The following is a 2,667-nucleotide window of genomic DNA, read 5'->3' on the forward strand; positions in this document are numbered from 1 at the left end:
GAGTATGTTCGTTAATCATAATGTGCCCTCAAACAAGATTTGAAGATCTGATCATGACATTGAGATTTAGTTCAAAAAAATCCCCGCTAATTTCTTAGCAGGGATTTGTGTATAAGAGACAGCTAATTAGCGCCTTTTTGCATTATGGCTAAATATAAATTTAATGCTGATTGATCATGTGCGTTGCTAGTTGAGAGAATGATTGCTTTAAGCCTTCACGTAACAACGGATTGTCTATTTCTATATCCAGCGTTTTATTCATGCAGTACATCCACTGATCGCGCAATGCTTTATCTACAGTAAAAGGCATATGTCTTTTACGTAGCATTGGCTGGCCATATTTTTCAGTAAATAGGTTTGGCCCGCCTAACCAACCAGATAAAAATTCAAAAAATACTTGGCGAATTCGATCTAATGGCAGAGGATGCATATCATATAACGGTTTAGCGTATTCATCTGACTCCATTATGTCGTAGAATCGATTGGAGATAGCTCGCGCCCCTTTCTCTCCACCTATTATTTCATACGGTGTTTTTTCAGGAGTAGGAGCCTGTTGCTCGGGAGCCGGCTTAGATTTAGAAAAAAGTCGTTTAATCATATTACTTATCATTGTTAATAGGCAGTTTATAGCTGCAAAGAGGTTGCTTTAAAATGGACAAATATGCGGTTTTTGGAAATCCAATTAAACATTCAAAATCCCCCGCGATACATAAACAATTTGCTGTATCACTGGGTGAGCAAATCGACTATCGCGCAATATTAGCACCTATCGATAACTTTGAAAAAACAGTATTGTCTTTTTTTGAGCAAGGCGGTGTGGGTGCTAATGTTACAATGCCATTTAAAGAGCAAGCTTATGCAATGGCTGATGAGCTTACCCCATTAGCCAAAATAGTAGGGGCTGTTAATACACTAAAAAAACGAGATAATGGCTCATTACTCGGTGATAACACCGATGGTGTGGGCTTTGTAAATGATTTACTCGCTAATGAAGTAGCCATAACTAATAAACGCATTTTAATCATAGGTGCGGGCGGTGCTGCTCGAGGGGTTATTTTACCTTTGTTAGAGCATAACCCTCAGGAAATAATAATAGTTAATCGCACAGCACAAAAAGCCAAAGAACTCGCAGAGCTGTTTACCCAATATGGACCAGTATCTGGCTTTGGTTTTGATGATTTACCAGTAAGCGATTACTCACTAATTATAAACTCTACCTCTAGCAGTATGAATAACGAACTTCCAGCACTTGATAAAAAACACATAACTAACTGTGAAGTCGCTTATGACATGTTTTATTCACTGCAAAATACCATTTTTATGAATTGGGTTGCACAGCATAATATTAACGCTAAGCTTTTAGATGGCAGTGGCATGTTAGTTGGTCAAGCTGCTCAAGCATATTATGTATGGCGTAATAAAATGCCAAAAATACTTCCCGTCGTTGATGCGCTCAAACAAGGAACGCTTAAATGAATCAGGCAATACAATTTATAGATAGGCTAGAGTTTAGAGAGCCCGATCATCAGCTAGTATTTTTTGCACAAGTTAGTGGCATGCTGGTGGAGTGTGTAATAGAAGTAAATACACTTAAACTAACAGACGAAAGTCACGCAACAGAGTATTTTGAAAAGTATCGTTTTGATTACGAAGAACGTGCCGAGGAGCTTATCGAAGAAGAGAGCTATAACTCGGCAGGCCAAATTGAAGTAAGTTTATTAACTTAAATTAGCTATTTCAGCTAAGTACTCATCTTTAAGTGATACATAGTTATCGGCAGATATTTTTAAAAAGGCAAGTTCTTGCTCCGTTAGAGGGCGGGCTTGCTTAGCCGGACTCCCTACATATAAGTAACCAGACTCTAAGCGTTTGTTTGGTGGTACCAAAGAGCCGCCACCTATAATTACATCATCTTCAACAACCACGTTATCCATAATAATAGCGCCCATACCTACAAGTATACGGTTTCCTAATATACATCCGTGCAGCATTACCTTATGACCTACAGTTACATCGTCACCTATAATAAGTGGATAACCATCTGGATTGCTTTTAGTTGCACGAGATAAATGCAATACACTGCCATCTTGTATATTGGAGCGTTTACCAATACGTATATAGTTAACATCGCCTCGGGCTGCTACTAAAGGCCAAACACTACTATTATCACCTAAAGTAATATCACCAACCAAAACTGATGACTCATCAATATAAACAGACGAATTAAACGAAGGAGTTACACCTTTATAAGAACGGATTGCCATATTTAGTACCTTTTAGATAATAGTTATTAGCTTTGAGTGTATCAGCAAGGTCTTTTTTGTACCATAACAGGCACCGTTTGGTTACAAAACTATCAGTTTTAGGGGGTTTAGTTCAGATACTGACCGAACAGCATCTTTTTTTACTTTTTCTTTAAAAAAGTACTTGCGTAAAAATCTGTTCTCCCTATAATGCGACCCCACTGAGACGGGAAACGCTGAAGCATAGCAAGGCACGAACTACTCAGAGAGTTAAATAAAACTTCGGTTTTAAATTGTCGAAAGAAAGTTTAAAACAAAGTGTTGACTCGAAAAATAAAGGGTGTATTATTCGCATCCCTTGAGACGCTAAAGCGACTCAAAACGTTCTTTAACAATATAAAGCAATCATCTGTGTGGGCACTCG

General features: G+C 38.1%; 4 protein-coding genes. 2 read left to right on the forward strand and 2 right to left on the reverse strand.

The features are described 5' to 3' along the window. Positions 1-160: 160 nt before the first annotated feature. Positions 161-598 (reverse strand): group II truncated hemoglobin, encoded by a 438-nt coding sequence (locus H5092_RS20350; protein ID WP_182734866.1) that lies wholly within the window; start codon positions 596-598, stop codon positions 161-163. Positions 599-651: 53 nt separating this feature from the next. Here H5092_RS20350 and aroE point away from each other — a divergent pair, with 53 nt between their 5' ends. Together aroE and H5092_RS20360 are read left to right on the forward strand one after the other, a co-directional pair. Continuing rightward, a complete protein-coding gene (aroE, locus tag H5092_RS20355) occupies positions 652-1,476 on the forward strand; it encodes a shikimate dehydrogenase (RefSeq protein WP_154904294.1) in 825 nt (274 codons plus the stop codon). Continuing rightward, complete coding sequence (locus tag H5092_RS20360; protein ID WP_004335144.1) at positions 1,473-1,727, forward strand: DUF1488 family protein; 255 nt, start codon at positions 1,473-1,475, stop codon at positions 1,725-1,727. The genes aroE and H5092_RS20360 overlap by 4 nt, the downstream gene beginning before the upstream one ends. Here the strand turns inward: H5092_RS20360 and H5092_RS20365 are convergent. After that, on the reverse strand, positions 1,719-2,264 hold the full coding sequence (locus tag H5092_RS20365) for a gamma carbonic anhydrase family protein (protein WP_002959868.1): 546 nt from the start codon (positions 2,262-2,264) through the stop codon (positions 1,719-1,721). The genes H5092_RS20360 and H5092_RS20365 overlap by 9 nt on opposite strands. Positions 2,265-2,667 lie beyond the last annotated feature (403 nt).

Source organism: Pseudoalteromonas sp. SR41-7 (genome assembly GCF_014163935.1).
In the GTDB taxonomy this organism is placed as follows: domain Bacteria; phylum Pseudomonadota; class Gammaproteobacteria; order Enterobacterales; family Alteromonadaceae; genus Pseudoalteromonas; species Pseudoalteromonas distincta.